The 26147-nt window shown below is 53.2% G+C and carries 34 protein-coding genes, 1 tRNA gene, 2 rRNA genes and 1 other RNA gene (1 of these 38 running past the window's edge); 29 read left to right on the top strand and 9 right to left on the bottom strand.

Features of this window, described 5'->3' with window-relative positions; all coding sequences use genetic code 11:
* From MMC1_RS14995 to MMC1_RS14980, 4 genes are all read left to right on the top strand, one after another.
* Positions 1-712 (top strand): 23S ribosomal RNA (locus MMC1_RS14995); it begins 2159 nt to the left of the window's first position.
* Positions 713-822: 110 nt separating this feature from the next.
* Positions 823-937: ribosomal RNA gene (gene rrf, locus MMC1_RS14990) — 5S ribosomal RNA — on the top strand.
* Positions 938-955: 18 nt separating this feature from the next.
* Positions 956-1032, top strand: a tRNA-Met gene (locus MMC1_RS14985).
* A 360-nt stretch (positions 1033-1392) separates the two neighbouring features.
* Complete coding sequence (locus MMC1_RS14980) at positions 1393-1977, top strand: plasmid pRiA4b ORF-3 family protein (protein ID WP_041641271.1); 585 nt, start codon at positions 1393-1395, stop codon at positions 1975-1977.
* On the opposite strand, the gene MMC1_RS14975 is transcribed toward MMC1_RS14980, so the two are convergent.
* The 4 genes from MMC1_RS14975 to MMC1_RS20445 all read right to left on the bottom strand — a co-directional run bounded on the left by MMC1_RS14975 (position 1965) and on the right by MMC1_RS20445 (position 5189).
* On the bottom strand, positions 1965-2399 hold the full coding sequence (locus MMC1_RS14975; protein WP_011714482.1) for a hypothetical protein: 435 nt from the start codon (positions 2397-2399) through the stop codon (positions 1965-1967). The two genes, MMC1_RS14980 and MMC1_RS14975, sit on opposite strands and share 13 nt — an antisense overlap.
* Entirely contained in the window at positions 2399-3724 is a 1326-nt protein-coding gene (locus MMC1_RS14970; protein WP_011714481.1) for a recombinase family protein, read from the bottom strand. Before MMC1_RS14970 ends, MMC1_RS14975 begins: the two co-directional genes overlap by 1 nt.
* A gap of 2 nt (positions 3725-3726) precedes the next feature.
* The gene (locus MMC1_RS14965; protein ID WP_011714352.1) at positions 3727-4152 is read right to left on the bottom strand and encodes a DUF2924 domain-containing protein; all 426 of its coding nucleotides are present in this window, start codon (positions 4150-4152) and stop codon (positions 3727-3729) included.
* A gap of 329 nt (positions 4153-4481) precedes the next feature.
* Positions 4482-5189: an XRE family transcriptional regulator gene (locus MMC1_RS20445; protein WP_049757698.1), complete on the bottom strand. Its 708-nt coding sequence runs from the start codon at positions 5187-5189 to the stop codon at positions 4482-4484.
* A 136-nt stretch (positions 5190-5325) separates the two neighbouring features.
* Between MMC1_RS20445 and MMC1_RS14955 the strand changes: the two genes are divergently transcribed.
* The 15 genes from MMC1_RS14955 (at position 5326) to MMC1_RS14890 (ending at position 16446) form a co-directional block, all read left to right on the top strand.
* On the top strand, positions 5326-6045 hold the full coding sequence (locus MMC1_RS14955; protein ID WP_011714350.1) for a hypothetical protein: 720 nt from the start codon (positions 5326-5328) through the stop codon (positions 6043-6045).
* Positions 6046-6475: 430 nt separating this feature from the next.
* Positions 6476-6715, top strand: a complete 240-nt coding sequence (locus MMC1_RS20440) for a helix-turn-helix domain-containing protein (RefSeq protein WP_049757693.1) — start codon at positions 6476-6478, stop codon at positions 6713-6715.
* A gap of 344 nt (positions 6716-7059) precedes the next feature.
* Positions 7060-7548 (top strand): hypothetical protein, encoded by a 489-nt coding sequence (locus MMC1_RS22255; protein WP_041642866.1) that lies wholly within the window; start codon positions 7060-7062, stop codon positions 7546-7548.
* Complete coding sequence (locus MMC1_RS14940) at positions 7548-8306, top strand: ATP-binding protein (RefSeq protein ID WP_011714478.1); 759 nt, start codon at positions 7548-7550, stop codon at positions 8304-8306. Before MMC1_RS22255 ends, MMC1_RS14940 begins: the two co-directional genes overlap by 1 nt.
* Positions 8307-8316: 10 nt before the next feature.
* Entirely contained in the window at positions 8317-8835 is a 519-nt protein-coding gene (locus tag MMC1_RS14935; RefSeq protein ID WP_011714477.1) for a DUF669 domain-containing protein, read from the top strand.
* 82 nt (positions 8836-8917) lie between these two features.
* Positions 8918-9307, top strand: a complete 390-nt coding sequence (locus tag MMC1_RS14930) for a hypothetical protein (protein ID WP_081436303.1) — start codon at positions 8918-8920, stop codon at positions 9305-9307.
* On the top strand, positions 9307-10251 hold the full coding sequence (locus tag MMC1_RS14925; RefSeq protein WP_011714475.1) for a hypothetical protein: 945 nt from the start codon (positions 9307-9309) through the stop codon (positions 10249-10251). The genes MMC1_RS14930 and MMC1_RS14925 overlap by 1 nt, the downstream gene beginning before the upstream one ends.
* Positions 10245-11861 (top strand): DEAD/DEAH box helicase, encoded by a 1617-nt coding sequence (locus MMC1_RS14920; RefSeq protein ID WP_011714474.1) that lies wholly within the window; start codon positions 10245-10247, stop codon positions 11859-11861. The genes MMC1_RS14925 and MMC1_RS14920 overlap by 7 nt, the downstream gene beginning before the upstream one ends.
* The gene (locus MMC1_RS14915; RefSeq protein ID WP_011714473.1) at positions 11839-12045 is read left to right on the top strand and encodes a DUF6511 domain-containing protein; all 207 of its coding nucleotides are present in this window, start codon (positions 11839-11841) and stop codon (positions 12043-12045) included. Before MMC1_RS14920 ends, MMC1_RS14915 begins: the two co-directional genes overlap by 23 nt.
* 10 nt (positions 12046-12055) lie before the next feature.
* Positions 12056-14353, top strand: a complete 2298-nt coding sequence (locus MMC1_RS14910) for a PriCT-2 domain-containing protein (protein WP_011714472.1) — start codon at positions 12056-12058, stop codon at positions 14351-14353.
* 333 nt (positions 14354-14686) lie between these two features.
* The gene (locus MMC1_RS14905) at positions 14687-15193 is read left to right on the top strand and encodes a crossover junction endodeoxyribonuclease RuvC (protein WP_011714471.1); all 507 of its coding nucleotides are present in this window, start codon (positions 14687-14689) and stop codon (positions 15191-15193) included.
* Positions 15190-15408 (top strand): hypothetical protein, encoded by a 219-nt coding sequence (locus MMC1_RS14900; RefSeq protein WP_011714470.1) that lies wholly within the window; start codon positions 15190-15192, stop codon positions 15406-15408. Before MMC1_RS14905 ends, MMC1_RS14900 begins: the two co-directional genes overlap by 4 nt.
* Entirely contained in the window at positions 15401-15808 is a 408-nt protein-coding gene (locus MMC1_RS14895) for a DUF6362 family protein (protein WP_011712908.1), read from the top strand. The genes MMC1_RS14900 and MMC1_RS14895 overlap by 8 nt, the downstream gene beginning before the upstream one ends.
* A 130-nt stretch (positions 15809-15938) precedes the next feature.
* The gene (locus tag MMC1_RS22405) at positions 15939-16061 is read left to right on the top strand and encodes a hypothetical protein (RefSeq protein ID WP_265101279.1); all 123 of its coding nucleotides are present in this window, start codon (positions 15939-15941) and stop codon (positions 16059-16061) included.
* Complete coding sequence (locus MMC1_RS14890) at positions 16054-16446, top strand: D-Ala-D-Ala carboxypeptidase family metallohydrolase (protein WP_041641270.1); 393 nt, start codon at positions 16054-16056, stop codon at positions 16444-16446. The genes MMC1_RS22405 and MMC1_RS14890 overlap by 8 nt, the downstream gene beginning before the upstream one ends.
* 2 nt (positions 16447-16448) lie before the next feature.
* Here the strand turns inward: MMC1_RS14890 and MMC1_RS14885 are convergent, their stop codons facing one another.
* Entirely contained in the window at positions 16449-16724 is a 276-nt protein-coding gene (locus tag MMC1_RS14885) for an HU family DNA-binding protein (protein WP_011714468.1), read from the bottom strand.
* A gap of 102 nt (positions 16725-16826) precedes the next feature.
* Between MMC1_RS14885 and MMC1_RS14880 the strand changes: the two genes are divergently transcribed.
* Genes MMC1_RS14880 through MMC1_RS14870 form a run of 3 tightly spaced genes read left to right on the top strand, consistent with a single transcriptional unit; the run spans position 16827 to position 17913 of the window.
* The gene (locus MMC1_RS14880; protein WP_011714467.1) at positions 16827-17015 is read left to right on the top strand and encodes a hypothetical protein; all 189 of its coding nucleotides are present in this window, start codon (positions 16827-16829) and stop codon (positions 17013-17015) included.
* Complete coding sequence (locus MMC1_RS14875; RefSeq protein ID WP_011714466.1) at positions 17012-17308, top strand: hypothetical protein; 297 nt, start codon at positions 17012-17014, stop codon at positions 17306-17308. Before MMC1_RS14880 ends, MMC1_RS14875 begins: the two co-directional genes overlap by 4 nt.
* Positions 17305-17913, top strand: coding sequence for a hypothetical protein (locus tag MMC1_RS14870; RefSeq protein WP_011714465.1), 609 nt, complete (start codon positions 17305-17307; stop codon positions 17911-17913). The genes MMC1_RS14875 and MMC1_RS14870 overlap by 4 nt, the downstream gene beginning before the upstream one ends.
* On the opposite strand, the gene MMC1_RS20435 is transcribed toward MMC1_RS14870, so the two are convergent.
* Both MMC1_RS20435 and ssrS read right to left on the bottom strand, forming a co-directional pair.
* A complete protein-coding gene (locus tag MMC1_RS20435; protein ID WP_011714464.1) occupies positions 17907-18548 on the bottom strand; it encodes a hypothetical protein in 642 nt (213 codons plus the stop codon). The two genes, MMC1_RS14870 and MMC1_RS20435, sit on opposite strands and share 7 nt — an antisense overlap.
* A gap of 31 nt (positions 18549-18579) precedes the next feature.
* Positions 18580-18771: non-coding RNA, 6S RNA (gene ssrS, locus MMC1_RS22600), on the bottom strand.
* Positions 18772-19114: 343 nt separating this feature from the next.
* Here ssrS and MMC1_RS14860 point away from each other — a divergent pair.
* Genes MMC1_RS14860 through MMC1_RS14850 form a run of 3 tightly spaced genes read left to right on the top strand, consistent with a single transcriptional unit; the run spans position 19115 to position 21023 of the window.
* Positions 19115-20449: a site-specific DNA-methyltransferase gene (locus MMC1_RS14860; RefSeq protein WP_011714463.1), complete on the top strand. Its 1335-nt coding sequence runs from the start codon at positions 19115-19117 to the stop codon at positions 20447-20449.
* Between the two features lie 53 nt (positions 20450-20502).
* On the top strand, positions 20503-20718 hold the full coding sequence (locus MMC1_RS14855) for a cold-shock protein (protein ID WP_011714462.1): 216 nt from the start codon (positions 20503-20505) through the stop codon (positions 20716-20718).
* A gap of 29 nt (positions 20719-20747) precedes the next feature.
* Positions 20748-21023: an HU family DNA-binding protein gene (locus tag MMC1_RS14850; protein ID WP_011712917.1), complete on the top strand. Its 276-nt coding sequence runs from the start codon at positions 20748-20750 to the stop codon at positions 21021-21023.
* 54 nt (positions 21024-21077) lie between these two features.
* Here the strand turns inward: MMC1_RS14850 and MMC1_RS20430 are convergent, their stop codons facing one another.
* Both MMC1_RS20430 and MMC1_RS14840 read right to left on the bottom strand, forming a co-directional pair.
* Positions 21078-21755: a DUF3489 domain-containing protein gene (locus MMC1_RS20430; protein ID WP_011714461.1), complete on the bottom strand. Its 678-nt coding sequence runs from the start codon at positions 21753-21755 to the stop codon at positions 21078-21080.
* Between the two features lie 11 nt (positions 21756-21766).
* A complete protein-coding gene (locus MMC1_RS14840; protein ID WP_011714460.1) occupies positions 21767-21964 on the bottom strand; it encodes a hypothetical protein in 198 nt (65 codons plus the stop codon).
* Between the two features lie 96 nt (positions 21965-22060).
* Here MMC1_RS14840 and MMC1_RS14835 point away from each other — a divergent pair, with 96 nt between their 5' ends.
* The 4 genes from MMC1_RS14835 to MMC1_RS14820 are packed head-to-tail and all read left to right on the top strand — an operon-like array spanning position 22061 to position 26141.
* On the top strand, positions 22061-22585 hold the full coding sequence (locus tag MMC1_RS14835) for a hypothetical protein (protein WP_011714459.1): 525 nt from the start codon (positions 22061-22063) through the stop codon (positions 22583-22585).
* Positions 22582-24438: a phage terminase large subunit family protein gene (locus tag MMC1_RS14830; protein WP_011714458.1), complete on the top strand. Its 1857-nt coding sequence runs from the start codon at positions 22582-22584 to the stop codon at positions 24436-24438. Before MMC1_RS14835 ends, MMC1_RS14830 begins: the two co-directional genes overlap by 4 nt.
* 3 nt (positions 24439-24441) lie before the next feature.
* Positions 24442-24657, top strand: coding sequence for a phage head-tail joining protein (locus MMC1_RS14825; protein WP_011714457.1), 216 nt, complete (start codon positions 24442-24444; stop codon positions 24655-24657).
* Positions 24657-26141, top strand: a complete 1485-nt coding sequence (locus MMC1_RS14820; RefSeq protein ID WP_011714456.1) for a phage portal protein — start codon at positions 24657-24659, stop codon at positions 26139-26141. The genes MMC1_RS14825 and MMC1_RS14820 overlap by 1 nt, the downstream gene beginning before the upstream one ends.
* Positions 26142-26147 lie beyond the last annotated feature (6 nt).

The following is a 26147-nucleotide window of genomic DNA, read 5'->3' as shown; positions in this document are numbered from 1 at the left end:
CCTGGCTCTCTTTGGTATCTAACTGCGCGCCGTTATCCGGCGTCAGGACAGTGCATGGTGGGTAGTTTGACTGGGGCGGTCGCCTCCCAAACAGTAACGGAGGCGCACGATGGTTCGCTCAGGTTGGTCGGAAATCAACCGTAGAGTGTAATGGCATAAGCGAGCCTGACTGTGAGACTGACAAGTCGAGCAGGTACGAAAGTAGGTCATAGTGATCCGGCGATTCCGAGAGGAAGGGTCGTCGCTCAACGGATAAAAGGTACTCCGGGGATAACAGGCTGATCTCCCCCAAGAGTTCACATCGACGGGGAGGTTTGGCACCTCGATGTCGGCTCATCGCATCCTGGGGCTGTAGTTGGTCCCAAGGGTTTGGCTGTTCGCCAATTAAAGCGGTACGCGAGCTGGGTTCAGAACGTCGTGAGACAGTTCGGTCCCTATCTGCCGTGGGCGTTTGGAAAATTGAGAGGATCTGCTCCTAGTACGAGAGGACCGGAGTGGACAAGCCTCTGGTGTTCGGGTTGTCGTGCCAACGGCATCGCCCGGTAGCTACGCTTGGAAGGGATAACCGCTGAAAGCATCTAAGCGGGAAACCCACCTCAAGATGAATTTTCCCTATGAGATCCGTGGAAGACCACCACGTTGATAGGCAGGATGTGGAAGTGGGGTAACCCATGCAGCTAACCTGTACTAATCGATCCACTGACTTCTATATATACCACAGCCGCAGCCCATTCCCCTCAGTTGTCCAACTCACCCGGTTAAACCCGGTTCGGACCAAACATATCGGCCCCCTCTATGGTGATGGCCCTCAAGATAAGGATTTCCGGTAGAGATAGCGAGGGAGTCACACCCGATCCCATCCCGAACTCGGAAGTTAAGCCCCTTAGCGCCGATGATACTGCGTCTTAAGACGTGGGAAAGTAGGACACCGCCGGAAATCCTTATACTATTTTGACGCGGGATGGAGCAGCCCGGTAGCTCGTCGGGCTCATAACCCGAAGGTCGGGGGTTCAAATCCCTCTCCCGCAACCATAAGAAATCGTTATAGATTTCTCTCTATAAGCCACTCGCAAGAGTGGCTTTTTTTGTACCAAAATTCTGCAATGATTCCAAGCGTTAGCAACCTGTCCAAATTACCGAGCCTCGTAGAGCAGGTCGGGGTAGGGTGCCATCCATCTCTTTTCCCTACCTTTTCCTCTCTCTGTCTCTGTCGCCAAGGACTTTCTGAAATCCGACCTCCGTTGAAGGTCGGGGAGAATAGTCACAAAATCAGCAGGATATAAAAATGCTCAAAAATTGGTTTTCACATCCCTTTCGGTTAATATTGGTAGCAAACGATACTGAATGCCAACCTGAACTGGATGAATTCATTCCACATTAGAGGTGTGTGAAATGGCAAATAAAATCAGAAAGCCTAAAGGCATCACGCTCAAAATCACTCTGGAGAGGATTCGACCACCGATTTGGCGCAGGATCCTTGTGCTGGATTCTTTTACCCTATTTGATCTGCATGAACTTATCCAAATTTCAATGGGATGGGATAATAGTCATCTCCATGAGTTTCAAGTGGGTGAAAGGAACTATGGTGTTCCTGATCCTGAATTTGATAGCTTTGCTGACATCCTACCCGAGGATCAGATCATGTTACGTACAGTCTTGGGAAGAGGGGTGAAAAAATTTTCTTATGTGTACGACTTTGGCGATAACTGGCAACACAAAATCGAAATAGAAAAAGTAGAACCAGTATCGCCAGACAGTGTGTATCCATGTCTATTGACAGGGAAGCGGGCTTGCCCGCCGGATGATATCGGTGGTGTCTGGGGCTATGCAGAATTTCTTGAAGGCTGGAAAGATCCTGAACATCCCAGCTATGAGGAGTATCAAGAATGGGTTGTAGAAGATTTTGACCCTGCTGTATGTGATAAAGATACTATCAATCAGCTTCTTGTGAGATGGGGGCGGAATTATATTGGTTGATGGACTAAAGCCATACCAAATAGAATCCTCTGCTCCTCCCAAGCGTGGGGTATGGTCTGACGCAGGGATTCAAGACTGACCTGGTTAGGCGCTGTTCCTGTCATTATGGCACTCACGATATCGGGAGCTAACGCGTTGAGCCGTAGGGTGCGAGAGAGCAGGGAGCTGTCGACCCCTTCCTTTTCGGCCAACTCTTTGATGGTCCCAATCTCGCCCTCTTCCAACTGTTTCTGCCAGCGCCGCGCTTTGATCAGGGCTTTCACCAGCGGATCATCCAACTGAGCACTGGGCAGCGGGGCAGGGGAAGGCGTGATATGCTCTCCGTCGGAGGTGACGATCATTTTTTTTCCGCCGTGGCGGCGCAACCGCATAGGGATATGAATGTGCAGGGTGGTTCCATCCTGTGATAAAGTCATATCCATTATGCGGCCTCCAATTCATGAACGAGAGTGTGAATGCCCTCGACGTTAAGAAACAGATCGGCCCCCTGTTCTGAGAGGTCGATGGACTTGACCAAGAGCTTAAGCAAACGGTTCTGTTCCAGGGGAAAGAGCTCATCCCACACAGGAGAGATGGAGGCCAGAAGTCCGATGATCTCATGCTCTGGAATGGCAGGCTCCTGGGCTTTGACCAAGAAGATGGTTTTGGCCAGTACCTCCGGGCTGTTGACCAAGTTTTGAACTTGTGCAAGCACCAAGCGCTCGATATCGCCAGCGGGTACGTTGGGCAATGGGCAGTTTTCAGTGACCCCTTTTCGAGCACCGCTGCAACTGTAGTAGCGATATTGAACCTGGCCGTTTTTCTTGGTCTGGGTTGGCGTCATGGCCATGCCGCAGTGTTTGCAGTGTACCAGACCCCGGAGTGGGAAAGGTGTTTGCCCTTTTGGGATAATGCTGTTGGGCCGGTTGTTCAACTTGATGGTCTGCTCGACCTTGTCCCAGAGCTCCTGACTAATGATGGCCTCATGCAGCCCCGGATAAATGTTGCCTTTGTGAACGACTTCACCGATGTAAACCCGGTTTTTCAGGAGTCGGTTGAGGGTGCTCTTGTTAAAGGGAGTCCCAATCCGAAGCTTGCCAGACCCGTTGGTCCAGGTCTTGTTGGTGATGCCCTTATCCGCCATACCCTTGAGAGTGATGGTAGGGGAGCCGCATTCACTGTAGCGTTGGAAGATGAAGCGGACCTGGTCGGCCTCCTGTTGGTTGATCACCAGAGCGCGGTTTTGGATATCATATCCGAGAATAGGGTGTCCCCCCATCCACATGCCCTTGCGCCTTGAGGCTGCAAACTTATCCTGGATGCGCTCTGCCGCGATCTCACGCTCAAACTGCGCAAAGCTCAAGAGGATATTTAGGGTCAGTCTACCCATAGAGGTGGTGGTATTGAAGGACTGGGTGATGCTGATGAAGGTGACCCCGTGTTTGTCGAATAGGTCGATCATCTTAGTGAAGTCGACCAGGGAGCGGGAAAGCCTATCAATTTTGTACACGCAAACACAGTCCACTTTCCCGTTTTCAATATCTTGTAGCAGGCGAGTCAGGGCAGGGCGCTTCATCGTTCCGCCGCTGAAACCAGGGTCGTCATAGGCATCCGCAAGCTCAATCCAGCCCTCAGCTTTCTGGCTGGTTATATAGGAGGAACAGGATTCACGCTGGTTCTCCATCGTATTAAAATCCTTATCTAGCCCCTCTTCCGTAGATTTGCGAGTGTAGATGGCGCAGCGTATTTTTTGATGTTTTGCCGTCATTGTTATTTACCTCCATTGATCCCGAAAAAGGCAGGTCCACTCCAGTGTGTGCCGGTAATGGCCTTGGCTACGGCTGAAAGGCTGCGGTATTTGCGCCCCTGATACTCAAACCCCCTGTCTAGAACCGTGACGAAATGTTCCATGCCCTTCCACTCCCGTATAAGGCGCGTGCCTGGAGTGAGCGAAGTGGTGTCAGACCTGTTTTTTGTGGCTTGTTCTGCCGTCGCAGATGCCAGGGTATCAAGCAATTGGTTGGTCGCTTCTGGAATGCTTCCATACGCAAGCTCCTGGATCCGATAGGCCAACCGGCGAACCAGGTAGGATTTGCCAGCCTGGGGAGGATCCGTATTAAAGTAGCTCCGCCACATGGCATTGAGCTCTTTGGTGGGCTTTTTGGGCAAGGCTACGATTTCAGCCAATACATTCATGAACAGCCTCCTGCTTTCCCAGAGTTTTTGTTCTCTTCATGAACGCTCTGTTGGCCCTGCTTATCCAGTCTAAAACGCTCTCTGTTTCTGATGTCTGCTCGGGTTGCTTGATAGTGTCGGATGATGCCAGCAGCCAGCAGCTCCGCAACATATAGAAGCGAATTATCAGGGTGAGATGTGTGGCAATCTGTACGCATATATGAATACCCCAGTATTGAGTTCGTAAGCTGAGGCTATCACGGGAATAAAACGGAAAACAAACACCTGCGAGAGGTGAATGAGAAGGGATGTTGTGGAGGTGAAACAAAGTGGAATGAGGTTTCTTAAAATCAGATTTCCCGCCCGACCCAAACGACTCTGCCGACAATCTTCCAAAGTTCCCGCTCTTCACGGGTAACCTGGACGGATTGGTATTTGGGGTTGTCACTAACGATCAGAATGCGTCCTGGTAGGATTTGAAGGCGTTTGACGTACAGATACTCTTCAGAGCGTAGGACGAATACCTTGCCATCTACCACCTCACGCTGTCCCATATCCAGTAGAAGCACATCCCCATCATCAAAGGTGGGGTACATGCTATCTCCTTGGGCTTGGATAACACCCAGCTTACAGGGATCAAGCCCCTTCTGGCTTAACCAGGAGGTTTGGAACGCCAGGTGGTCCAGTACATCTTCCTGAATCACCTCTTCGCCCAGTCCTGCACTGGCATGCACGGAGTAGATCGGGATGAGGGCATACCCCTCGGATGTGGTGTGTCCTGAGTGCGCGCTGCCATCTGCGCTTGAGTGGCTACTGTTTTCCCTGAGATCTTTATATTGGGGGTTGCCCCAACGACGGGGTTGCTCGCCGCTGTGAAGCCACTCAGGGCGCACATCAAGAGCCCCGGCAATAGGCACAATCTGGCCGGTGCCTTCATAGAAGCCGGTCTCAAGTTTATGAATGAGGCCCTGGCTCACGCCTGCCTTATCCGCCAGTTTTTTCTGGGACAGGCCTAACGCGAGCCGAGCATCTTTCAGTCTGTGTCCTAAGGTATCCATGAGCAGCAGTGTGTCAGAGTTTTGAGGATGAGTCAAAGTGAAACGTATTTGACAACTATTTATCGATGGTGATAGCTTGAAGGCCATCGGCTGTACGATTGGAAAATAAACAAATTAGAAAGGACGGGTGGTCTGGATGGCTCTGCCTCCCAAACAGTATTATACCATCAAGGAAGTGGTAGAAAGATGGGACTGTTCGGAAAACGATCTGCTTTCCTATGGTATGGAAGGGATCCTTGAACTGTCATTTTGGGTGCCCTATTGCCATGTGGACATCATGGATTCGGAAGAGGGTGCCAATGGTGAACGATTTTCATATCCCATAGAAACACGCTTTGTATCTGGCTTGCTGCCTCTATTGCCCAGAGATATTGGTATCATTTGGTCCTATGGAGAGGCTGGAGTGACCTATCTGCCAGATACAGATGATGGTTATTCACGCAGGATTAAGCACTTCTCTGTGCCAGGGATGGAGTGTGAGGTAGACACCCCTTTTCCTGTTAACAGAGATGATATAAAGCTTTCTGGTGTTGCAGTGCATCGTTTTGAGGCGGTTTACATGCAGGAACAGGTATCAGAAGGCATTCCCCAGGAAGTGAATGATGAGCCCTCTTTACCAAGCCATCCTCAGGAGGCAAAGGATCCGTTTTCTGGGCGGCATGGGCAATCAACGCGTCATAGAGAACGCATCCGTGCCTTGGCGGCCTACATTTGGCGTGAAAACCCGCAGAAACCTTCCCATGAGATCTACCGAAATGATGGTGTGAAGGCCGTGGCGTGTGAGGGGGTCGGTTACTCGGATCGAACACTGAGGCGCTGGCTAAGCGATGTTGCCCCTGAGGGGGTTGCTATCTGAAGCGCGTATAGAGGATCTAAGATGCTGTATTGAAAGCTCCTGGTAGACTGCCAGGAGCTTTTTTGCGTCTTGTGCCTGTCGCGGTCTCTCAGATTTTTGGGGTGTGTCCGCGAAAATAAGCCGAGTTGAGATAGTCCAAATTTGTAAATACTAGAAAATATAAAGAAGTGGTTTTTTGTCCGCGGTCTCTCACCCTCTCTGCGGTCTCTCAGAAGGCGTTTGAAAGACCGCGAACTGTAACTTTTTCGTGAAGTTGTGAAAGCGCGTATTAAAAAATATGCATAAAAACAATATGAAGAGGTATGTGTATTTCGCGGTCTCTCACTAAAAAAGTGAGAGACCGGACTCTCGCGAGTGTCCGTTATCTTTTCACGAAAAGGTGGTGTAAGGTTCTCTCCAACAGCAATGAACAAGCACTGGAGGAATACAAATGTACATACCCTGTAACCAAAACCAGCCCATTCAATTGATCTCACCCAAACAGGCTGCCTCGATGCTGGGTATTGAGGTGACCACACTTTCCAACTGGCGCGTCTCCAAACGCTACCCTCTCTCATATGTTCGTATCGGTCGCAAGATTATGTACCGCCTGCAGGACGTTGAGCAGTTCATACAGTCCCGTGCGGTCAATGTTCAAGGCCACAGCTCGGCGTTTGGCGCAAGTGCATGATGACCATTGTCGCGATCACCCATCAGCAAACCATCCCGTCAGGTGAAACTGACCTCTGGCGTGCCGTACTAGCCATGGCCCTTAGAGACGCAAAGAGGCTTCTGAAGAAGGTTGAGCACAACCCCAAGTACTGGAATGAGCAGCTGTTTCGACAGGATGTCATCCATCTGTGCAGGTGGTTTAGAAGTCGATCGAGGCATCCTGGCAGTTTCAGGTTCATCTGCGAGGTGGTGGAGCTCGATCCAGAACAGGCGCTGAACAGAGTTGAAGTTCACTTTTTACAGCACATGGTGCTTCCACGGTGGAAGCACGAATCCAAAGAAGAAAAGAAGGAGAAAACAGTCATGAAAACAGAGATGAATCCCACTTTGAGTGAGTTACGCAGCATGCCCATAGGCGAACTGGCAGAACTCTCTCCTGAACAGTTGGCCAATCTGCAACAACAGGCGGCAAAAGCTGAGGAGTCGGCCAAGTTGACCAAGGAGTTTCTAGAAGGCGTCATCTCACGTCGTTACGCAGATAAAGCTGATCTTCTGCGCAAAGAGGCTGGTAAGGACTTTGGCACGGTGCGCTTTATCGACGGCGATGTGCAGGTAACGGCAGAGCTTCCAAAGCGCCCGCATTGGGATCAAAAGCGACTCTCGGATCTGTTCGACCGGATCAGCAAAGCCGGTGAAGACCCCAACGAGTATATGGATGTTGACTACAAAGTGCCGGAATCCAAGTTCAAGGCTTGGCCCTCCCAGATCCGGAGTGCTTTTGAAGGGGCACGCACCGTCAAGGCTGGCAAGCCTACTTTCAAGCTTATGATTTCTAATCAGGAGGCCATGTAATGGCGACAACCCTCCAATCGCTTAACCGGGTGCAAGCACCACGACCTCCAAGCATGGTGTGGTATGGGGTGGCAGGGGTTGGCAAAACCACCCTTTCTGCCAGTGCACCCAACCCAGTCTTTATCCTTACAGAGGATGGACTTGGCTTGATCCAAACCACAAGTTTTCCCTTGGCCAGAAGTTTTGGGGATGTCATCGGCGCACTGGATGCGCTGATCACTGAGCCGCATGACTTTTCTACGGTGGTGCTCGACAGCCTAGACTGGCTGGAGCCCCTGATCTGGGCTGAGGTGTGTCAACAGCACGGGGTGCGCAATATCGAAGATATTGGCTATGGCAAAGGGTATGTGTTTGCCATGGATTTATGGCGCATCTATCTCGACCGGCTTAACCGCCTGCGTGATGAAAAAAGCATGGTCGTCATTCAGATTGCGCACTCGGTGATCAAGCGCTTTGACAGCCCTGAGCATGAGCCCTACGACCGCTATGAGATCAAGCTCAACGCCAAGGCATCCGCTCTGGTACAGGAGCATAGCGATTGCGTCCTGTTTGCAAACTACCGCATCAGCACGACAAAAGCGGATGTGGGATTCAAGAAGACCGTCAATCGCGCTGTCGGCAGCGGTGAACGGGTGCTCTACACACAGGAGCGCCCGGCCTTCTTGGCTAAAAACCGCTACAACCTTCCCCCAGAGTTGCCCATGGATTGGTCGATCCTACAGGGGCACCTCATTGGACAACCACCGCAAACAGCATAGGAGCACAAGCATGGCAAATCTTGGTGGCACATTCGACGCCTCACAGGTCGAACCCAGCAAACCCCAGGAGAACCTGCCCCCTGGTGAATATCGGGTGCAGATCATCCACAGCGAAATGCGGGTTACCAAGGCGGGTACGGGCCAGTACCTCTGGCTTGAGATGGATATTCTTGACGGCGTCCATACCGGTCGCAAGGTCTATGACCGGCTCAACCTGATCAACCCTAACCAGCAGGCTGTGGAGATCTCTCAACGCGCGCTCTCGGCAATCTGTCATGCCCTGGGGCGCATGCAGGTGCAGGATTCCGAGGATCTGCATTTCCAGCCACTCATGGTCAAAGTGGCGGTCAGCAAAAGCGGCTACAACGAGATCAAGGGCTATAAGCCCGTAGGTAATGCCACCCCTCCCAGGGCTCAGGCAGCGCCCCCGGTACAACAACCCTATCAGCAGCCACCAGCGCAGCCGGGGGCTCAACCTCCACCGCCCACAGCCAGTGGGGACGGACCCTGGCGCCGCATGGGGCAATAGGCTAAGCGGGCGGAGCCGTTACTTCGCGGCCAAGCATAGGTAACGGTCCGCCCCATCCACAAACGTTTCTGGAGGAATGCTCATGGACTTGTCCATCCTGAACGAACAGGGCGGAGGGGACAATCCCCTTTTGCCCGAATCCCGGAAAGAATGCCGGGAAATGATGATAACCCTTCAATCGGAGATCACCGCCATCCGTGACCAGATCGCAACGGCCGATCTGCAACGCCAAGCCACGGGTGGGCGTATTGATGCTGCCTGGTTCCACCGTGCCCGTACCGCTCTGCGGCACAAGCAGGAGCGGTTGGCCAGATTCAAAGAGCACATTCGATCTCTACCTGGAGATAGACAGGAGCGAAAACAGCGTCTCAAAGACGCCATTATTGAGGTCTTGCGGGCCGACTATGATGATGATGAATGGCGGCAGGTGCTGGATGAGGCGCACGATATTCTGGAAGGGAAGGTGGCATAATGGCCAAGCTTCCACTTCCTCAATCCCTGACTGTAGAGTCGATCTATAAAGCCTATGAGGCGGATGCCAGCGATGGGTTTCGACCTCACCTGGGTGCATCCCTTATCGGCAAGAACTGTGAGCGTGCCCTCTGGTTCGATTTTCACTGGGTCACCCGCTCCCATCATTCTGGTCGCCTGTTGCGACTGTTTGAAACCGGGCATCTGGAAGAGAACCGGTTTGTCGCCAACCTGCGCCGTATTGGCGTGACAGTTCTGGACGTCAATCCCGAGACCGGAAGGCAGTGGCAGGTTGAGGCTCATGGCGGTCACTTTGGGGGTAGCCTCGATGGCGTGGTGCTGGGTGTGCCTGAAGCACCTCAGACATGGCATGTGGTGGAATTCAAAACCCACAGTGCCAAATCCTTCAAAGAGCTTCAAAGCAAAGGAGTGTTTGAGGCCAAGCCGCAGCACTATGCACAGATGCAGGTCTACATGCGCTTGACAGGCCTAACGCGAACCCTCTATCTGGCCGTAAGCAAAGATACCGATACGCTCTATGGCGAGCGCATATCAATAGACAAAAACTATGCTGACCGCCTGATTGATAAAGCTGGCCGGATTATCTTTTCCGATCGTGCCCCAGTACGTGTTTATGAGGATCCCTCATGGTGGGTCTGTCGGATGTGTGATCACCATCCTATCTGTCATGAGAGGGGCTTTGCGGAAACCAACTGTCGCACCTGTTTGCACGTCACTGCAGAGCAGAATGGTCAATGGAGTTGTGTCCTTTTCGGGCCGTTGGATTTTTCACAGCAGAAAAGCGGCTGTAAACAGCATCTGTTCCTCCCAGATCTGGTTCCTGGAAAACAGATTGATGCAGATCCCCAGAAGGGTACAGTCACCTATCGTTTCCCAGATGGAAAGCTCTGGTGCAACGGAGCTGATGGAGGTGCGCCATGCTAGAGCTGCGCCCTTACCAACGGCAGGCTATCGATGCCATCTATGCCTATTTCCAGAAGAAAACTGGAAATTGTTTGATCTGCATTCCAACTGCTGGCGGCAAGAGCCTGGTCATGGCCACCTTCATCCGGGAGGCTATTGAGCACTATCCGGAGACCCGCATTCTGGTGGTCACCCATGTGCGGGAGTTAATCAGCCAGAATCATGCGGAACTGATGGGGATTTGGCCAGACGCCCCGGCAGGAATCCACAGCGCTGGTCTGGGTGCGCGGGATGTGGATGCCCAGGTGCTGTTCTGCGGTATTCAGTCGGTGCATAAGCGCGCCTATGACATCCAGCGCTGCGATCTGGTGTTGGTGGATGAGGCTCACCTTATTCCTCGGACCTCCAACACCATGTACCGTAAGTTTCTTGAAGAGCTTACAGTCATCAACCCCTACATGAAGATCATCGGCTTTACCGCCACTCCTTATCGGTTGGACTCGGGGTTGTTGCACAAGGGCAAGGATGCCCTATTCGATGACATTGCCTTTGACGTGCCCATCAACGACCTAATCGACGAGGGCTTCCTGTCTCCATTGATCAGCAAGAAGACCGACACCCAGTTGGATGTGTCCGGCGTTGGCACCCGGGGTGGGGAATTCATCGCCGGTCAACTGGAGGCGGCGGTGGACCAAGCCGATGTTACTCGGGCTGCTGTTGAGGAGATTATCGCCTTGGGGCAGGATCGACGTGCCTGGCTGCTATTCTGCTCCGGCGTCGCCCACGCCGAACATGTGCGTGATGCGGTGAAAGCGCGTGGATATTCCTGCGAGGGCATCTTTGGCCATACCCCCAAGGAGGAGCGGGATGGGATCATCGAAGCGTTCCGTGCCGGTCAAATCCGGGCATTGGCAGCCATGAACGTGCTAACCACCGGGTTCAACGTCAAGTCGGTGGACCTTATCGCGATGTTACGCCCAACTCAATCGGCAGGGCTGTATGTGCAGATCGCTGGGCGGGGTACGCGGCTTCATCCTGAAAAGGAGAACTGCCTGGTCTTGGATTTTGCGGGCAATGTAGCGCGCCACGGACCCATTGATCAGATCCAATCCTTTGTGAAAAAGGATAAGGAGGAGCCAGGTGAGGCTCCACAAAAGGTATGCCCCGCATGTCAGGCGGTCAATCCTGCAGCGGTTCAATACTGCATCGAGTGCGATTTTGAGTTTCCGCCTCCCGAAATCAAGATCAATGCCACCGCGACCACCAAAAAGATTCTGAGCAGCGGAAAACCTGAATGGGTGAGGGTGCATGACATTGTCTATAAACGGCACCAAAAGGAGGGGAAGCCCCCATCCCTGAGGGTGGAGTACATGTGCGGTTTGCAGTGGCACAAGGAGTGGGTCTGTTTTGAGCACGAGGGGTACGCTCGGCAGAAGGCGGTGCAGTGGTGGTTCCAGCGGGTAGGGTTAACAACCCCTGTTCCAAATAGTGTAGGGCAAGCGCTTACAATGGTGGATGACCTGCCCATACCGGATGAGATCAAAATCCGCTCCAACGGCAAGTTTATAGAGATCATGGACTGCCGTTTTCACGATAAGGGGGGCGACCATGATCGATCCAACGCCGCGTGAGATGGCAGCTATGAATGCCGCCGGACCCATGGCGGGTGAGTATATCGAGAGTTTGGGTAAGACCGACCTGACCCAGTTCTCGGTGAGTGAGTTTCTGATGCTGATTCAGGTGATCGTAACCGCCTATCTGGACGCCAAAGCCCAGATGGATGCCGGTGATACCTGGGATGATATACCGTTTTAGGAGATGAGCTGTGAATGAGAACTATATGGAAACATGTGGTGAAAAACTGGTTGCAGCGGGTTTTCAGATCCTGCCTATTGCCCCTGGGAAGAAATACCCAGGCAGTTATCATCAAGGCAAATGGAGCCCCTACAAGGGATGGAACAAGCATGCTGAGCGTGCAACCACAGCGTTGGAATTACAGGTGTGGAAACAGTGGCCAGGTGCGGGGATTGGTGTTCCTGGAGGTCAGGTGGCTGGTATTGATATCGATGTGGCCGATGAGTCAGTTTCACTGCAACTGGAACAGTTGGCCATGCGCCTATTTGGTGAGACCAAAGCCGTGCGTATAGGGCGTGCGCCAAAACGGTTGCTGGTCTATCGCACCGATACTCCCTTCAAAGGTATCAAAAAGCACCCCTTGGAGGTGCTCTGCCTCGGGCAGCAGTTTGTAGCTTATGCCATCCACCCAGATACGGGCCACCCATACCAGTGGATCAACCAGGAGCTTACGGATCTGAAAATTGAGGACCTGCCGGTCATCACCGAGCAGCAAGCGCACCATTTCATCGAGCAGGGACTCGCACTTTTGCCTGTAGAAATGAGACCAGCACGGCTTGAAGCGAGAGGGGATAGTTGTAACAGCTATTCAGCGATCTCTACAGTTATTTCCCATAGCCAGGCAGGAACCTATGAGGCGGTCGCCGACGCTATGCGATTCATCTCCAATGCGGATCTTCCGTACGATGATTGGATGCGTATTGGCATGGCAATCAAAGGGGCTTTGGGTGACGCAGGGGAAGTGTTGTTTGCCGAGTGGTCAGCATCCTCTGCGAAGAACATCGCCCAGGAAACATTCAAGGCCTGGTCAGGGTTTAAGCCTACCATCATCGGGGCTGGGACCATCTATCACCTGGCTGGGCAAAGCGGCTGGAAACCTGACTCTTCCACCATTCTCAACCCAGCCAATCTTCAACCTAATGGCCCTCATCCGGCAGCTGGATTGTTGGCCAAGATCAGCAAGCCTGTGGAACCAGAGGATGGGAAAGCACCGCAACCACCGTTTCTTGAGGGGCCTGAGTGGGATCCAACCGATGTGGATGGGGCTTTGGGTATGCTGGTCCAGCACATGGTGTCAACGGCGACACGCCCCCAGCCGATCCTTGCGGTGGGCAATGCCCTGTGTGCTCTAGGAGCGCTCATGGGGCGGCGATATCGGACCGAGACCAATCTGCGGAGTAACCTTTATGTTGTTGGTATTGCAGATAGTGGGGCTGGAAAAAATCATAGCCGAGAGGTGGTGATCGAGTTGTTCCTCAAAGCGGGTTTCCTGGAATATCTTGGAGGAAACCGCATTGCGTCAAGTGCCGGATTGCTGCGGGCTGTGCATGAGCATCCAGCAATTTTATTTCAACAAGATGAGTTTGGGATGTTCTTGCAAGCGGCCGCTGACCGCTTGCGAAGTCCCCGGCATATCACAGATATTTTGGACCTCATGACGGAGTTTTACTCTTCGGCATCGACCACGTTTTTGGGGCCTGAGTATGCAAATCCTGACAAAAAAGGGCGTAAAGATATCGTGCAGCCATGCCTGTGCGTTTACGGAACCACCACGCCTGTTTTGTTTTGGTCAGCGCTAAAAAGTGCCAATGTCGCTGATGGGTCGCTTGCACGTTTTTTGATCCTGAAATCTCAGGATGATTACCCTGATTTGGAGAGAGAAAATGTCGTAAAACCAATGCCTGATAAATTGGCCCAGTTGGTTAAATCAATAGCCGATGGAGGGTGTGTTGGCAGCGGTAACCTAGCAGGGGTTTTGAATGGGCCAGAAACCTTGATAGAGCCCATGGTTGTACCAATGGATCATGGGGCTCGCGTGCTGTTCAAAGCCTTAGAATCACAGGTTATGGGCAAGCTTCGAGATTCACGGGCAACGCTCTGGTCTCCTGTGCTGGCGAGAGTGTGGGAAAATGCCGCAAAGGTTGCATTGATCAAAGCCGTTTCTGCAAATCCTACAGAACCGGTTATCCGGGAAGTGGATGCGTTATGGTCCATTGCGCTGGTGCGCCATTCCGTGAATGAAATGATTCGTGATGTTGAGCAGCATATTGCGGATAACCAGACGGAGCAGAATCACAAACGGATTTTGTCGATTATAAAAAAGGCAGGTCCAGGAGGGGTAACCATGGCAGGGCTTTCTCAGAAGGCGCGTTTTGTGGATCGACGATGTAGGCTTGAGATTCTTCAGACCTTGGTGGAGAGTGGCCAGGTGTCAGAAGTAAAAATTCCTGGCAAAACAAAGATATCAACGCTGTATCGCATGGCGTGAACGGCCTTGAGAGATTCCTGTAAAATGGAGTTTGCAGGAATCTGCTCATATAACATATTGAAATGAAGGGTAAAAAAAGAACCATGAAAATTTACACCTATAAAATAAATATAAATAAAATAAGTATATAATATATATACTATATATAGTGTTTTTTCTTTATAGGTTCAAGTTTTCATGAATCTTGTAAAAATGTTTGAAAACAGTGTGATAAGTTAATAAATATCGTGCAAAGAGCAAAATTCAGCTTTTTTGACCTGATCAGAGCGCCGATTTCAGGCTTGGCCGCCTCCCATCGTCGCCCTCACCAACTTCACCGAAGGAGTGAGGACGATGACTGTTTTTCCAAACGTGCCTGTGGGCACAACCAACAACAACGCAGGCAGTATTCTGTCCCTAGACCTGGGCACCCAGATGGGATGGGCACTACGCCACCCTGACGGCACCATCGTTAGCGGCACGGTGTCGTTCAAGCTGGGCCGGTTTGAGGGCGGCGGTATGCAGTGGGTCCGGTTTAAGCACTGGCTGGATGAACTGGGAGCCGCTGTGGTGTTAGGGAAGATTTACTTTGAGGAGGTGCGCAGACACAGTGGGGTTGGGGCTTCACATGTCTATGGGGGATTCCTGGCCCATCTTACCGCATGGGCAGAAAGCTCAGAGGTACCCTACCAGGGGGTGCCGGTTGGGACGATAAAAAAACACGCGACTGGCAAGGGTAACGCCTCCAAGGCCCAGGTAATCCATGCCATGAAGCGTCTGGGGCACAATCCAGCCGATGACAACGAGAGTGACGCACTTGCCCTGCTGCACTGCGTGCTAGGGCAGGGAGGCGCGCGATGAACGGCGGACCCAACCAACCCCGCAGCCCCTTAGCCCGGTTTCAGAGCAGCCAGGTGAATGTGGATGAGCAGAAGCGCAACGGCTGGAATCGCCACGGCATCCTGGTGGTGTCGCACGATGACAATCGCCTCAGCTGGCCAGAGCGGGAGTTGGTCAAGCAACTGGGGGATCGGCTTTATGGCCAAAATCGTCGCAAGGGGATGTGTCATGCGTGAGCAGAAATGGGATGCTCCAGCTGTAGCAAAACGGTTAGAAGAGGCAGCGTTCACGATGAAGCGGTTGCCTGTGAAGGGACTCAAGCCTGAGGAGGTTCGTTCTGCTTGGCCGGAGGTGATCCATGAATTTTACGATGCCTACGGCTGGGGTACGGCAGAGGCTAGGCTGGGACCACCTTCCCCAGCTGCCATCGACCGCCTTGATGAGGTGATGGGGTGGTTGGAATGGCTTGAGCCGGATCATCGGCGCTTGGTTTGGTACCGTGCCGAAAGGGTGCCTTGGAAATTGCTCATGCGGCGATTTGGTCGAGCCAGATCAACGCTTGCGGCACATTGGAAGTCTGCCATTTTCCAAGTCGTGGCTGTGCTTAACCAAGGAAAACGTGTCCGGACGTTTTAGTTCCGGACACGATCGGCAGATTTTGGTAGTATTAGCGCTATAGTCGGGCAGAGGACCCGCATCGCACGAAACACGAGAAACCCACCCCAGGGCAACCTGGCGGTGGGTTTCGCCGTTTATGGGGGTAGAGATGGGAACTTCACTGCTGATGGTGGCTATGGTGGCTGGGGCGCTGATCATCGGGCTTTTTGCCGTGGCCATGATGGGCGTGCTGTTACGCATCCTGCTCGGAGGGGGTGAAGAGCATGTCTGAACAGCATTGGCCACATTTCTCCCATGCTGAACTGCAATGCCATTGTGGCTGTGGCCGGTCGGTGATGGACGAGCGTTTCATGGCTCGGCTTGAAGAACTCCGCATGGCCTATGGCAAACCCATTATCATCACCAGCGCATACCGCTGCCCCAACCACAACGCATCCGTATCCACAACCGGATCCAATGGACCTCACACCACCGGCAGGGCTGTAGACGTACAGGTCTCCGGTGAAGATGCCCATACCCTGATGGCGTTGGCCATGCACCATGGGTTCACCGGCATCGGGGTTAGCCAGCGAGGCCAGCACAAGTCCCGTTTCATCCACCTGGACACCCTGGATGCAGCACTTGGTCAGCCTCGGCCAACAATTTGGTCGTACTGACCTCAGTAGTCAACGCGCTTGCGCATATCCAGCCCTGGCTTGAAGTGCACGGCTGTTTTGGACTCAACAGCTACTTTTTCACCAGTTTTGGGATTGCGCGCAGCACGCGGCTTCCTGGCTCTTGGCTCAAATACGCCAAAGCCTCGAAGCTCAACTCTTTCCCCTTTGGCCATTGCCTTACCAATTTCATTGAAAACCATGTCGACGACCATAGCTGCGGCTTGCTTGGTTAAGCCTTTTTGCGCGGCAATAGTGAGAATGAGTTCAGATTTAGTCATGATTGATCCAGTTTATTGGATTGATTAACGAATACAGTGTCTTCAGATGTATATCGAAGCATCTGCCGGTTTGCAATAGATTCTGTCTTGGAGGTAGAAGAGATGCCCATTTCCCTGCTGGTAAAAACCGTACTTGGTCGTGTGAAAGAGCCCTCGTCCTGGAGCGGCGTGGCGGTCCTCCTGGCCATGTTTGGACTGAGCCATGAGCAAACAGGTGCCATAACCGAGTTGCTGGCTGCTACAGCGGCTCTGGCTTCGGTATTCATCGCGGAAAAAGGGGATCGCTCGTGAGCCCACAAGAAGTGACGGTAGAACGCCGTCGTGGCCTGGAACGGCATGTCCAGACTGTGTTGACCATGGGGGTTGCAGCCTTGATGGCTTGGCAGCTCACGACTATTGAGCAGATGCGGGTGGAGTTGGCCATTCTCAGTGGAAGGGTGGATGCCCTGGCGGCACGGGTGGACGAGGCGTCCTATGAACGCTATCGAGCCACTGACGCTCACCGCGACTTTGCCCTGCGTGACCAAGCTATCAAGGCGCTGGAGGGGCGGGTGGATCTGGTTGAAGAGGCCTGCCAAAAATGATCCGTGTCGAGGCCAACAGACGACAGGTTGCACAAGCTGCAGACAACCTTGCCAAGCAGGTCAGATACGCCACCGCAGTCGCTTTGACCCGCACAGCGCAAGATGCTCAAGCTGAGGTTCGTCGCCGTCTTCCAGAGCGTTTCACCATCCGCACAGGGTGGGTTGCCAAAGGCATCCGGGTGAAACCGGCCAAGAAGAATAATCTGCAAGCCTCAGTACGGGTGCTGGATCCTTTCATGGCTCTCCAGGAGACCGGTGGAACCAAACGCTCTCAGTCTGGGGATTCGCTGGCCATCCCATATGGTGCCCGCCCAAATCCCAAATCAGTAACCCGACCAGGGAAGTTTCCTGGTGCTCTGCTGAAGAAGCCCAATCACTTCATAGCACCCTTGCATGATGATCCCTCTACCCACGCTGTATGGCGTCGTAGTGGTCGTAAGGGGCGCAAACTGAAGATGATGTACCTCTTTGCCGACCGGGTAGAGATCAAGCCGCGCTTTGGGTTCATGGATACGGTAAAGGCAGTGGTAGAAGCGCGCTTTCAAGAGAACTTTGGGAGGGCAATGGAAGAGGCTATCTTATCTGCAAAGACTCGATCTCATTGATAGCCATCAAAAAGATCTAAGCCCACCATATAGTCGTAGTTTCCTTCTCCACATACCTTTGCAAGTTGCTTTACGACTTTATTGACAAAAGCTTCGGAGTCATTTGGTCCTGACATGTAAAATGGTTTGCCATTTTGTCCAAACTCATATTCCGAAGGGCAAAGCATTGGATCAATGCCGTTCAACAGTACTTTAGCCAGTTTAAAGTCTGGATGCGGTTGAAAACCAAGCGATTGAGCGTACTCTACTGACGAGCCTACAATTTTACTCAAACATGCTGGGTGGATGGGAATAATGTTCTCACGATCGCGGGATTGTTCAATGAATTCTTCATACTGAAGAGAAGGGACGATATTACAAAAACAGTTTTTGACACCCAGGCACCAAAAGTCGATCAAATAGCAAGCAAAAGCAACCTCCCCTGTAGCCACTTTGCGGCTCAGAATCAATGGGGCGATGCCTTTCTCAAAACCTGAATCACCCATAAAGCTTTCAAAAACAGGTAGCTTGGTTGATGCTGCAAGTCTTTGAGGAATTGACCGCGTCCCTATCAGACTCGCACTACCAGTCTGCTTTTTCCTTTTGTCTTTTTTGCGCGCTAGTTTTTTCTGTCTACGTTTTTGGTCAGTTGGCATAAACCCTCCCGACAGAATGCAATTGTTAACCTAATTCCCCGCGTATGCCGTGGACATGGAACCACATGGCATCCGTTTAATCAGGTGGATCCGGTGTGGAGGTCACACACCCGCAGTGGGGAAGACTCCCCAGCCTGGGCGTGAGAGCATCCAACAAGTCCCAGTTCCAAGAACCAAAAGAGTGGGCCAAGGGAACAGTGTCTCACGAGCACCGCAGGGTACGGTTTCAGATTACTCTTGATGGTTCAAAGCCGCAATTGAAAGCGGTTTGCTGAATTATTTTGGTAGGCGAAAGGACCTGGGAACAAACTTTTTCATGGTTTGTAAGTGTCTGAAAAATATATGGTTGACAAAAATCGCACGGGACCTGGAACGCTGTAAAATCAATGGGTTCCGCGTGAGCGCAAGAGTTGCCTAGCGACAGGGCCGAAATCTAGGTTGACACACAGGTTGACAGAACGGCCCAAACTCACATAGCGGCACGTTTTGAGCGTTAACCTGATGTGGTCAACCAACCTCTTTTGTCAACCTGTAAACCGGTTGACATCCCCAAGGATACATAGTGTATGAACTTGAACCTTAAGGTGGCGGATTGGCCCGTCGACCGGTTGATCCCCTATGCCCGCAATGCCAGGACGCACTCGGATGCACAGGTTGCCCAGATCGCAGCCTCCATTGTTGAGTTTGGGTTTGTAAACCCGGTTCTTGTGGGTGATGATGGGGTGATGGTAGCCGGGCATGGTCGTGTGATGGCAGCCCGCAAACTGGGGCTGGAAGCGGTCCCCGTGATTGTGCTCTCTCATCTGAACGAAACTCAGCGACGCGCCCTCGTCATTAGTGATAACCAACTGGCCCTCAATGCTGGCTGGGATGAGGAGATGCTACGGGTTGAGTTGGCTGCGCTGAAGGAAGAGGATTTTGACCTTCAGATTACAGGCTTTCACAGTGAGGAACTGGACCGTCTGTTTGCCGAGTTGGACGCCGACGGTATCGGTGATGAGGGTGGGGCTGGGGCAGGGGACGGTGATGTCGTTCCTGAACCGCCAGTAACCCCGGTCTCTCAAACGGGTGATCTTTGGATCCTGGGTGAACACCGCCTCCTGTGTGGCAGCAGCCTCAACCCTGATGATGTAATTCGGCTGATGAACGGTGAGCGCGCCATTCTGTTCGCTACCGATCCGCCCTATCTGGTGGACTATGATGGCACCAACCATCCGGGATCCAAGGAGACCCGTAAACGAGAGTCCCTCAATAAGGACTGGTCCGATAGCTACGGCGTGACTTGGGATGACTCTTCCCAGGGGCCTGAACTCTACGAGGGGTTCATCCGCGCCGCCATCGATCACGCCATTGAGCCCAACGCTGCCTGGTACTGCTGGCATGCCTCCAAACGGCAGGCGATGCTGGAAGCGGTATGGGAAAAAATGGGTGCATTTCAGCACCAGCAGATCATTTGGAATAAGGAAAAAGGGGTGCTCACCCGCTCCAAGTACCTCTGGAAGCATGAGCCCTGCTTGATGGGATGGATCAAAGGCAATATGCCACCCAAGGCAGATGGAGCAGAGTTTCTCTCCACCGTATGGGATATCCAGGGACTCTCCGGTGACGAACGGCCCGACCATCCCACCCCCAAGCCTCTGGACTGTTTCGCCATTCCCATGCGCCAGCATGTGGAACGGGGCGGCCTCTGTTATGAGCCCTTCAGCGGTTCCGGCTCTCAGATCATGGCTGGGGAGATGACAGGACGGCGGGTGCATGCCATGGAGATCTCACCGGTCTACGTAGATGTGGCGGTGAAACGGTTTATCCGGGCGACGGGGAAGGTCGTCTATCTGGATGGTTCAGGTGGGAAGAGCTTCGAGGATGTGGCGGCGGATCGTGGAATTGAATTGGAGAGGTGATTACGTTTGATGTTAAGATGCGTCCCTCTTTCAATCCTCATGGAGTAGTACGCATGGCTGATCGCATTACCGGTACAGTGAAATGGTTTAATAATGACAAGGGGTTCGGTTTTATCGCCCCTGATAATGGTTCCAAGGATGTTTTTGCTCATTTTTCTGAGATATCTTCTGGCAGTGGGTTTAAGTCTCTTGAAGAGGGACAAAAAGTTGAATTCAACGTGGAACCAGGGGATAAAGGTCCGAAGGCCGTGAAAATCACCTCTCTTTGAACCAAAGGGGTTCCTTTAGGAGCAAATGGATGAAGATGGCAGAGTTGAAGAAAGCCGTAGCTGAAAAAGCTGAAATGAGTCAGTCAGATGCTAATCAGGTGATCAAGGCGTGTTTTGAAGCCATTTCAGATGCACTGGGTAATGGTGAAACAGTGCAACTTCCTGGTTTTGGAACATTTTCCCTTGGTGAACGTGCTGCACGCACAGGCCGTAATCCTCAGACAGGTGCTGAGATTCAGATAGCGGCATCCAAGAGCGTGAAGTTTAAAGCGGGCAAGGCTTTGAAGGACTCTCTGAACGGCTGATCTTAAGTGGCCGTTGAACCGCCCGGTCTTTGCCGGGCCGGTTCTCCATCAACCTCATTTGATAAAGTAGGTGCTCACTCCGTCGATCTTTTCACGGGTTACATCAAGGCCCAGTTTCCTTTTTAGGATGCCAGAAATCGAGCCTCTGATTGTGTTGGATCCCCAGCCCGTCTCAGTAGATAGTTGCTCCAACGTCGCTCCGCCGGGCCGCTGCATCATCTCAATCATTTTGGCCTGTTTTGAATTCGCCCTGGTCCCTCTGGATCGGGGCGTTTTGCGTTGAGCTGTTTCAATACCAGCTTGATAAGCGGCTTCCAAAGCGCTCTGGACGCCCCAGACGCTGACGTTGTGGAAGTCGAGGCTGTCAGCATTGCGGGTCTCCAGCGTATCGATGAAAAGGTGATCCAGGGCGATCTTGCTAAAGATCTCTGCCTTAGGGTCCTCCGGGAGATCTGTTTCCTCAGGCATGGCATCGATGATCTGATTTTCGGCAGAAGATGGGGCAGGAGGCTCCTGGCCAATAGCCTGGTATGCGGCGCTGGTAAGGACCCAGTTGGGGTAGGGAGGGTTGTTGCTTACGTTTTCGATTAACCCTTTGGCTTCAAGGGCGTTGATTACCTTGCCTTGCGCTCCTCCCCGAATGCGTTTCGGTAGGGGATTAATGGAACCGCCCTGGCGTTGTGCAGCAGCCTTAAGAATGGTTCGTTGGGTTTCGGTAAGTTGGATGATCATCGTGACGCTCCTTACAGCCAGTTGTCGCTAATGCGGGGAAGAAGGTCTCCTTCGTTCCCTATGAAGTATTCGATCCCCTCAAAAGCCTCCGGTTGGTCGATGATCACCCCGCCGGTAACGCGCAGTGCCACCCCGTGTTTGCGGGTGAGTTCAGCTAACCCTTCGGCAAAGGCTTCAAGGCGCTGCTCTTGGTTCAGTTTCTCGTTCATAATCAATCTCCTGTGCGATTTGCTTTGGTGATTACATGAAGCCATACAGCTACCCTCTTATCCAGTAGAATCTGCATCAAAAACAATCGAGTAGATATGCTTCTGAGCCAGTCGGAATGGGCGCGTCAGCAGGGCTTTTCGCGCCAATATGTCAGCAAGCTGGTGAAGAAGGGGGTGGTGCGACTGGTCGATGGCAAGGTGGACCCTGTACAAGCTTCGCAGGGCCTTGAGTCGGTCCGAGAGCCTGCACGACCTGTCCAGCGGAAGGTGATGGAGAGTCGGGGACCTGTATCGGCAGTGAGTAGTGCAGATGAGGGCGCTGACCTGTTACCCCAGGGGGGCCATGCCGGACTGCCCACCATGCTGCTAAAAGCGCGGATACGCAGTGAGTTGAAGCGCGGCAGCCTGCTGGAGATCAAGGAGAAGATTGAAGCTGGCAAGTACGTGGAAGCCGATGAGGTGAAGATAGCAGCCTTCAATCGGGCACGTCTGGTTAGGGATCAGCTTTTGAAACTGCCTGATCGTTTGGCCGCTGAGCTTGCTGCAGAGGCTAACGCCTCTGTGGTGCACGGGACTTTGGTCAAAGAGATCCGCGCAGCGCTGGAGGGGATTGACGAATGATGCCCTCAGCAAAACAGATCTATGACGATGCGTTTATGCAGGGTCTCAAACCGGATCCTCTGCTGACAGTCTCAGAGTGGGCAGATGCCAATAGAATGCTCTCCTCGGTGGCCTCGGGTGAACCAGGGCCATGGCGCACAAGCCGCACCCCGTATCTAAAAGAGATCATGGATTGTCTCTCACCCTCCTCATCTGTGGAGCGGGTGGTGTTTATGAAGGGGGCTCAACTGGGGGGCACAGAAGCTGGGCTTAATTGGATTGGCTATGTGATCCAACAGGCCCCAGGGCCCATGCTGTTGGTACAGCCCACGGTTGAAACCGCCAAGCGGAATTCAAAACAGCGTATTGATCCCTTGATTGAGGGAAGCGCTGCCCTTCGGCAGATCGTCAAGGATCCCCGATCCAGGGACTCTGGCAATACCGTGCTCTCAAAGGAGTTCCCAGGGGGGATTCTGATGATGACCGGTGCCAACAGTGCGGTTGGTCTCCGTTCCATGCCCATCCGCTTTCTGTTCATGGATGAGATTGATGGGTATCCAGGGGATGCTGATGGGGAAGGGGATCCCGTAGCGCTGGCGGTTCAGCGTACCGTTACCTTTGCCAACCGCAAAATTCTGATGGTCTCGACACCGACTATCAAAGGCTATTCAAGGATAGAAGCAGCCTATGCTGAAAGTGATCAGCGTAAGTTCTACGTACCATGCCCCCACTGTGGTGAGTTTCAGGTGCTGGTCTGGGCTCAGGTGAAATGGAACAAGGGTGAGCGGCAGGCTGCATTTTATGAGTGTGAATTCTGTCATGCCCCCATCCAGGATTACCAGAAAAGCCAGATGTTTCGTGAGGGGGTATGGTTGGCTGAAGGGGATGGTGATGGGAGAACGGCAGGGTTTCACCTTTCATCTCTCTATTCCCCTCATGGATGGACCTCATGGGGGGATGTGGCGGTAGAGCATGGTCAAGTCTATAAAGATCCGCCCCGCTTGAAAACATGGACCAACACCAAGCTGGGCGAGACCTGGGAAGAGGATGCAGATCGTGTCGATGGTGAAGGGCTCATGGCGCGCCGAGAGGCATGGGGTGAACTGCTCCCTGCTGATGTGGCTGTGCTCACAGCTGGTGTGGATGTTCAGGATGATCGTCTTGAAATTGAAATCGTAGGTTGGGGACGGGATGAAGAGTCCTGGTCCATCGATTACCGGGTACTGTGGGGGGATCCCTCTTCCCCAGCGGTGTGGGAGGATCTGGATAATCTGCTCCGATATCCACGCCCACATAGTCGGCAACTACCGGATATGACCATCCGGGCCGCTGCCATTGATACCGGTGGTCACCATACCCTGAAATCCTATGCCTTCTGCCGATCTCGACAAGGAAGGCGGATCTGGGCCATCAAGGGACGTGGAGGAATGGGCGTGCCCATCTGGCCCCGCAAGCCCTCCACCAAGAACAAGGGCAAGGTGCCCCTTTTCATCGTGGGCGTGGATGCCTGCAAAGAGGCGATCCTCTCCCGCTTACGCATTGAAGAGCCAGGACCGGGCTTTCTGCACTTTCCCATGCAAAGGGATGCCGACTATTTCAAGCAACTCACCGCTGAATCGGTGGTAACCCGTTATCATAAGGGTCGCCCCATCCGGGAGTGGAAGAAGCGGGACTCTGACCGCAACGAGGCCCTGGATTGTCGTGTCTATGCCATGGCGGCTTTGCAGGGGTTGATTGCCATGGGGTTTCGACTGAACCGGGATGTTGAAAAGCTTGCGGAACACCCGTTGAAGAATGCCATAGCCGAGTCGGGTGCCTCACAGCCCAAACGCATCAAACCGAAACGACGGGTCATTCAATCGAGTTGGATGTGAATCATGGCGACAATTGCAGAACTACAGATCCGCCGGGACAAGCTTTTGGAACGGCTAGAATCTCTCCAGACCCGCGTCAGCCATGGGGATAAGACCGTACAGTTTGACCTCAGCCAAGCCCGTGAAGCGTTGGATCTATTGGACCGAGAGATTGCCCGTAATGGTGGTAGCCGTCGTATCGCCCGACACCTGCGTGTGCGCAGCAATAAGGATCTGTAATGAAGCTGTTTAAGCGCCTGTTTGGTGGTCCTCCCAAGCGCCGGGCAGGATATGAGGGTGCAGCATCGGGTCGGCGGTTGGGCAATTGGCAGCCCGAAGAGTCTGGGGTCAATGCCCTGCTGTTTCGGGATGCGACGCTCATGCGCTCCCGGTCACGGGATCTTATTCGCCGTAATGCCTGGGCGGCCAATGCGGTGGACTCCCTGGTGGGGAACCTGGTGGGCACCGGTATCAAGCCCCAATCCACGGTAGAAAATCCTCAGATTAAAGCGCAGATCCAAGCATTATGGCTCGCCTGGACCCGTGAGGCTGATGCCCACGGCATGCTGGGCTTTTATGGCCTCCAGGCTTTGATTGCCCGCGCTATGATCGAGGGGGGCGAGGTGCTGGTACGGCTGCGCAATCGGGATACCCGCGATGGCCTCATTGTACCACTACAGTTGCAACTCTTGGAACCAGAGCATCTCCCCGCCAGCGATAGCCGGGATCTACCCAATGGTCACCGGGTAAGGGCTGGGATCGAATTCGACAAGATCGGTCGCCGGGTCGCTTACCACCTGTTTCGGGAACACCCCGGTGAGCAGCCCATGCTGTTCAAAGCGGGAGATGTGGCCCGCGTGCCTAGCTCAGAGGTGTGTCACATTTTCAAACCTCTGCGCCCCGGTCAGCTAAGAGGAGAACCCTGGATGGCTCAGGCGCTGGTTCGCCTCCATGAGTTGGATCAGTACGACGATGCGGAGCTGGTGCGGAAAAAGACCGCCGCGCTCATCGCCGGCTTCATCACCAAACCTGACCCCGAGTTGGGCGTTGGCGGTGAGGATGGTCAGGATCCTGATGAACAGGGGGCCGTCCCCGTCACCTGGGCTCCCGGTACCATGCAGGTACTCTTGCCTGGTGAGGATGTAAAGTTCTCTGACCCAGCCGATGTGGGTGGTCAGTATGGAGAGTTTATGCGCACCCAACTGCGCGCTGTAGCTGTGGGGCTGGGTCTGACCTATGAACAGCTCACCGGGGATCTCAGTGGGGTCAACTACAGCAGTATTCGCGCCGGTATGGTGGAATTTCGCCGCCGAATGGAGCAGATCCAGCGCATGGTATTGATCCATCAGTTTTGCCGTCCGGTATGGGAGCGATGGATGGATCAGGCTGTTCTGTCAGGCGCACTTCAGCTTCCCGATTACAGCAAACGCCGTCGTGAATATCAGGCGGTAAAATGGATTCCCCAGGGATGGCAGTGGGTGGATCCTCAGAAAGAGTTCAATGCCATCATCTGGGCCATCCGCGCTGGTCTGCTCAGTCGGGCCGAAGCGGTCTCCACCTACGGCTATGACATTGAGGAGATTGACCGGGAGATCGTAGCCGATAACAAGCGTGCCGATGAACTGGGGCTTGTGTTTGACTCTGATTCCCGACGAACTTCCCGGTCGGGAGTATCACGGGATAAGAATCAGAGTGATAAAGATCTGGTGGACCTGGAAACGTAGACGAGT

The sequence above is a fragment of the Magnetococcus marinus MC-1 genome, assembly GCF_000014865.1.
Lineage (GTDB): Bacteria > Pseudomonadota > Magnetococcia > Magnetococcales > Magnetococcaceae > Magnetococcus > Magnetococcus marinus.
The sequence above is the reverse complement of the archived record's forward strand: the minus strand, read 5'-3'. Positions and strand labels throughout refer to the sequence as shown.